The following is a 5,844-nucleotide window of genomic DNA, read 5'->3' as shown; positions in this document are numbered from 1 at the left end:
CCGTAGTGACGGGTTGCGATACCGGTCTGGGTCAAGGTATGGCGTTAGGTCTGGCGGAAGCGGGCTGTGATATCGTCGGTATCAACATCGTTGAACCAACCGAAACCATCGAACGTGTTACCGCGCTGGGTCGTCGCTTCCTGAGCCTGACCGCTGACCTGCGTAAAATCGATGGCATCCCTGCGTTGCTGGAGCGTGCGGTGGCTGAATTCGGCCATATCGATATCCTGGTGAACAACGCGGGCCTGATTCGTCGTGAAGACGCGATCGACTTCAGCGAAAAAGACTGGGACGACGTTATGAACCTGAACATCAAGAGCGTGTTCTTCATGTCTCAGGCGGCGGCTAAGCACTTCATTGCACAGGGTAACGGCGGCAAAATCATCAACATCGCGTCCATGCTCTCCTTCCAGGGCGGTATCCGCGTGCCGTCTTACACCGCTTCCAAAAGCGGCGTCATGGGCGTTACCCGCCTGATGGCGAACGAGTGGGCGAAACACGGTATCAACGTGAACGCGATTGCGCCGGGCTACATGGCTACCAACAACACCCAGCAGCTGCGTGCGGACGAAGAGCGCAGTGCGGCTATCCTCGACCGTATCCCGGCGGGTCGTTGGGGTCTGCCAAGTGACCTGATGGGGCCAATTGTCTTCCTGGCGTCTCCGGCTTCTGACTATATCAACGGTTATACCGTTGCGGTTGATGGCGGCTGGCTGGCGCGTTAAGTTCGCGTTTGGATGATAAAAAACCTGCTTCGGCAGGTTTTTTTATGTCTGCGGGATTCCCGGCGTCGCTTCGCTCGGCCGGGCTCTTTAATCATCCATATCCATATATTCATTTAGTCCATGCTGTTCTGCCCATCAGGAAATAGTAACGCATGTGTAATAGGGTTTTTTGCCGATGTGTAACGGGTTTCCCTTCCATGCGAAAGTCTAATGTCCATCACAAAACGGACCTGTGCAGCAATATAGTCCATATTAATAACGTTTCTCGCCTGACAGCCTGGCGTGGCTATCTCGTATTTTCATCTCATGTTTTATTTTGTCAGGCGGGAAAAAAATGACTTCAATCAGTAACGATTCAACGCTAGTACCGGGCGCGCAACGCGATACCCGGCGTATGAATATGTTTGTTTCCTTTGCTGCTGCGGTGGCGGGTCTGCTTTTTGGTCTGGATATCGGGGTCATTGCCGGGGCGCTGCCCTTTATCACCGACCACTTCGTGTTAACCAACCGCCTGCAAGAGTGGGTGGTGAGCAGCATGATGCTGGGCGCGGCGATTGGCGCGCTCTTTAACGGCTGGCTGTCATTCCGCCTGGGACGTAAGTACAGCCTGATGGTGGGTGCCGTACTGTTTGTGGCGGGCTCTCTCGGCTCTGGGTTTGCCGTCAATGTCGAAATGCTGCTGGCCGCCAGGGTTATCCTCGGCGTGGCCGTCGGGATTGCTTCGTATACCGCGCCGTTGTATCTATCTGAAATGGCAAGCGAAAATGTGCGTGGCAAAATGATCAGCATGTATCAATTGATGGTCACGCTGGGCATTGTGATGGCGTTTCTCTCCGACACCGCGTTTAGCTACAGCGGCAACTGGCGCGCGATGCTCGCTGTACTGGCGCTGCCTGCTCTGGTGCTGATTGTGCTGGTGGTCTTCCTGCCGAACAGCCCGCGCTGGCTGGCGGAAAAAGGCCGCCATATTGAAGCGGAAGAGGTGCTGCGCATGCTGCGCGACACTTCTGAAAAAGCACGTGACGAGCTGAATGAAATTCGTGAAAGCCTGAAGCTCAAGCAGGGCGGTTGGGCGCTGTTTAAGGTGAACCGCAACGTGCGCCGCGCGGTGTTCCTCGGCATGCTGTTACAGGCGATGCAGCAGTTTACCGGCATGAACATCATCATGTACTACGCGCCGCGCATCTTCAAAATGGCGGGCTTCACCACCACTGAGCAGCAGATGATTGCGACCCTGGTGGTCGGCTTAACCTTTATGTTCGCCACCTTTATTGCGGTGTTTACCGTCGATAAAGCCGGACGTAAACCGGCGCTGAAAATTGGCTTTACGGTGATGGCTATTGGTACGCTGGTACTCGGCTACTGCCTGATGCAGTTTGATAACGGTACCGCGACCAGCGGGCTCTCCTGGCTCTCCGTCGGCATGACCATGATGTGCATTGCGGGCTATGCGATGAGCGCCGCACCGGTGGTGTGGATCCTCTGCTCTGAAATTCAGCCGTTGAAATGCCGCGACTTCGGTATCACCTGTTCGACCACCACCAACTGGGTGTCGAACATGATTATCGGCGCGACCTTCCTGACGCTGCTGGATGCCATCGGTGCGGCGGGGACGTTCTGGCTGTATACCGCGCTGAATATCGCCTTTATCGGCGTGACCTTCTGGCTGATTCCGGAAACCAAAGGGGTGACTCTGGAGCACATTGAACGTAAGCTGATGAAAGGCGAGAAATTGCGGGATATCGGCGTCTGATTGAGTGCCCGGTGGCGCTACGCTTACCGGGCCTACAGGTAGCGCCAAATGCAGGCCGGGTAAGGCGTCGCCGCCACCCGGCTTTTTTTTACACCCTCGCTAAATACAGTGCCGGCATTCCCTCAGCGTCCGAGGTATACAGCACCCACTCACCGTCCGGTGAAAACGACGGATGCGGATGCGTCACCTGACGGTCGCCGTCCAGTACTTTCCAACTGCTGTTGTGCTGGCAAATCGCTTTTTTCTCACCGGTTTTCAAATCAAACACCCAAATAAACGGATCGTTCAGGCTGATATCACCGGTATTATGCGGCGCGCCGTCTCCGACCACCCGCGAGCCGTCGTGGTTGCTCATCAGGTGGGAGCAGGGCGGAATCTCCATCAACTGGCGGTTTTCCAGCGTTACCGGGTTGGCGCTGTAGAGATAACGGTGCGGGCTGTTCTCCTGATGCGCCACGTAGTAAAGCGCAGAGCCGTCCGGCACCCAGAATTCATGGGTGAAACTTTCCCCTTGTTGATGCTGGCGCACGCAGCGCATGTCGCTGCCATCTTCATTAATCAGCCACATACGCGCATCGATGGCGTCACGCGGACCCTCGTGGCAAAACGCGATGGTCTTATCGTCAAACGGACGATAGATAGGGTGCCCAAGCCAACGTTTTTCTTGCAGGATGGTCCGCTGCTCCCCGGTTTTCAGGTCGATGTTAATCAGGCGGCATTCCGGGTTGGTAAAGTAGTAGGCGCGGAACTTCGACCAGTCGGTCAGCGGCTGCCAGTCGCTTTTTTTAATTTCGATGCCGACGAGCTTCGTGCAGTCTGCGTTCGCCACCCATGTGCCGTAAGCGACCCACTCATCGTCCACTTCGTAGACCACGTGCTCTTCGAGCGTGGTGAGATCAACGCGTCGAAGCTGGCGCGTATCTTTGACATACCATAAGGATTTATCGTCGTCGGACAGGAAACCGCCGAAGGTGTTATCCCCAGCGCCATCGGTAAGCTGGGTTGCCTGTTGAGCGGCAATATCCAGTAAATAGTAGTTCCAGTGCCCCTCAAATGCGCCGCCAAAAATCAGCTTGCCGCCGTCGCGGGTAAAGCATTTTTGGTAGAAGTAGTTTCGGTGGCAAATAATGTGCGGTGGCGTCATCCGGATCACCTCGTGACCGGTTTCGCTGTCTTTCCGCGTGCGGAAATTCAGCGGGATGATTTTGCCTTTCATGTGCTTTCTCCTTGAATAAAAAAATACCCCGCAACCGGAAGTTGCAGGGTATCAATAGGTCAATCGCGATTAGCGCATGGCGCGTTTAAGAATACGCTCGCCCTGACGCTGGAAGTCAGTTGCCGCTTCTTCCACGGATTTCTGGCCGTAGTCGATGTACTGCAGCGTGGTACCGAACTGGGCAACGATCTGCGGGTCATCAAAGTAAGGAGAGACGCTCAGCTTCGCTGGTAGAGACTGCGCCAGACGCAGGCCCGCAACAGAAGGATCGCTCTCTTTCAGGATGCCGTCTTCGGTCAGGTATTTCACCGCGACTTTGCTCAGCGGCACGCCACGCTCCAGACCCAACGTATCGACCCCTTCTTTGCTGTTCAGCAGGAAGTTGATCACTTTCGCCGCGGCTTCTGGGTTCTTGGTAGATTTGCCGATAGAGAGCATCTGCGCTGGTTTGAAGAACAGACCCGCGTCGGTAGCGCCCGGCAGCATTGGGTAGCTACCCAGTTCCAGCTTCGCAGGTGGCTTCAGGTTATCGGAGTACTTGTTAATGGTGGAGTTCCACATGTAAGTACCGCCCCATTCGCCCTGAATCCATGGCTTCATTTCATACATGTTGCTCTTACCGAAGGACGCGTAGTACTTGGTATCCGGCATCACGTGGCTGTCGACCAGCTTTTTATACATCTGGAAGAACTCAACCCACTGCTCTTTGCTGTAGGAGAATTTCTTGGTTTCCGGGTTGATGGCCGGAATGTTGTATTTCTGGGTCATGTAGGAGTTCAGCAGCGCCAGGGTATCCTGGTGCTCCAGCACGACCGGATAGTACTGTTTGCCCAGCTTGCTTTCGAAGGTTTTACCCGCGGCCATCAGGTCGTCCCAGGTTTTCGGGTATTCAACGCCAGCCTGTTTCCAGGTTTCATCGTTGAAGTAGAACACGCGCGCGGTAACGGAGATTGGGATCCCGTTCAGCTTGCCGTTGACGGTGGTGGACTGCAGCTCTTTCGCATCGAACTGGCTTAAGTCAATCACGTCTTTCATTTTGTTCAGATCGTAGAAGCCGTCGCCGTTTTTCGAGAAGATCGGCAGCCAGTTCCAGTTAGTCTGCATCACGTCTGGCTCGGTGCCACCGGCAATCTGGGTGGTCAGACGGGATAAGTGACCGTCCCAACCGGTGTATTCGGCTTTAACGTTAATATCTGGGTTCTGCTTATGGAACTCTTCCAGCGCCTTCAGAGTGACCTGGTGACGACCGTTACCGCCCCACCAGGACATACGAAGATCGACATCCTTTGCCATAGAAGGGAGGGCCGTGAGGCCCAGGGTGGCGGAGATTGCTGCGCTTAAAAGCACTTTTTTCATTTTAATACTCCAGATTAAAGGGAGAGGTTCTGTTCAGTTTTAGCATCAAAAATATGGCATTTATTCATATCAAACTTGAAGTACACCTTGCGATGAAGACCCTTATCAATCATTGGCTTAGCTTCATCTGAAGGGATTCGTGCCGTCAGCTCGTAGTTCGCGACTTTCAGGTAAACGAAGAACTCGTGGCCCATGTTTTCCACGCGAACCATTTCACCGCTGCAGCCGCCTTCGGCAAACGGCTCGTCGGACAGCGAGACGAATTCAGGGCGAATACCGTAGAACACTTCTTCGTTGTCGTGACCGGCGAGCTTCTGGTTCAGCCCTTCGCTGAGCGCCATGAACTCATCGCCAATCGCCAGGTTTAAGGTGCCGTCTTTGTTCACCAGCTTGCAGGAGCGGATGTTCATTTCCGGCGCGCCGATAAAGCCAGCGACGAACATGTTTTTCGGTTTGTGGTACAGATTGTCCGGGGTGTCCACCTGCATGATGTGACCCAGTTTCATCACGCAGATACGGTCGCCCATGGTCATCGCTTCGGTCTGATCGTGGGTAACGTAGACGGTGGTCGCTGGCTTACCAGATTTTTTGAGCTGCTTGTGCAGGTCGGAAATACGGATACGCATCGATGCACGCAGCTTGGCGTCAAGGTTAGACAGCGGTTCATCGAACAGGAACACGTCTGGTTTTTTCACAATCGCACGGCCTACGGCCACACGCTGTGCCTGGCCGCCGGAGAGCTGACGCGGCAGACGGTCCAGCAGTTCTTCCAGTTCGAGGATTTTCGCTGCTTC

Annotated in this window: 5 protein-coding genes; 2 read left to right on the top strand and 3 right to left on the bottom strand. The window is 54.6% G+C overall.

All coding sequences use genetic code 11. The features are described 5' to 3' along the window. Positions 1-725 (top strand): 2-dehydro-3-deoxy-D-gluconate 5-dehydrogenase KduD (kduD, locus tag GKAS_RS22455; protein ID WP_035897635.1); only part of this gene is annotated, 725 nt, incomplete at its 5' end. A 334-nt stretch (positions 726-1,059) separates the two neighbouring features. Next, entirely contained in the window at positions 1,060-2,478 is a 1,419-nt protein-coding gene (gene araE, locus GKAS_RS22450) for an arabinose-proton symporter AraE (protein ID WP_035897634.1), read from the top strand. An 88-nt stretch (positions 2,479-2,566) separates the two neighbouring features. On the opposite strand, the gene GKAS_RS22445 is transcribed toward araE, so the two are convergent. The 3 genes from GKAS_RS22445 to GKAS_RS22435 form a co-directional block, all read right to left on the bottom strand. Next, on the bottom strand, positions 2,567-3,694 hold the full coding sequence (locus GKAS_RS22445) for an oligogalacturonate lyase family protein (protein ID WP_035897632.1): 1,128 nt from the start codon (positions 3,692-3,694) through the stop codon (positions 2,567-2,569). A gap of 69 nt (positions 3,695-3,763) precedes the next feature. Beyond that, positions 3,764-5,050 (bottom strand): ABC transporter substrate-binding protein, encoded by a 1,287-nt coding sequence (locus GKAS_RS22440; protein WP_035897630.1) that lies wholly within the window; start codon positions 5,048-5,050, stop codon positions 3,764-3,766. 14 nt (positions 5,051-5,064) lie between these two features. Beyond that, a partial coding sequence (locus GKAS_RS22435) for an ABC transporter ATP-binding protein (RefSeq protein WP_035897628.1) occupies positions 5,065-5,844 on the bottom strand: 780 nt, incomplete at its 5' end.

Origin of the sequence: Kluyvera ascorbata ATCC 33433 (assembly GCF_000735365.1) — a bacterium.
In the GTDB taxonomy this organism is placed as follows: domain Bacteria; phylum Pseudomonadota; class Gammaproteobacteria; order Enterobacterales; family Enterobacteriaceae; genus Kluyvera; species Kluyvera ascorbata.
The sequence above is the reverse complement of the archived record's forward strand: the minus strand, read 5'-3'. Positions and strand labels throughout refer to the sequence as shown.

Excerpts from the sequence above, each read along its gene's own strand:
- araE (WP_035897634.1), top strand. The coding sequence starts at position 1,060 with ATGACTTCAATCAGTAACGATTCAACGCTAGTACCGGGCGCGCAACGC.
- GKAS_RS22440 (WP_035897630.1), bottom strand. The coding sequence starts at position 5,050 with ATGAAAAAAGTGCTTTTAAGCGCAGCAATCTCCGCCACCCTGGGCCTC.
- GKAS_RS22445 (WP_035897632.1), bottom strand. The coding sequence starts at position 3,694 with ATGAAAGGCAAAATCATCCCGCTGAATTTCCGCACGCGGAAAGACAGC.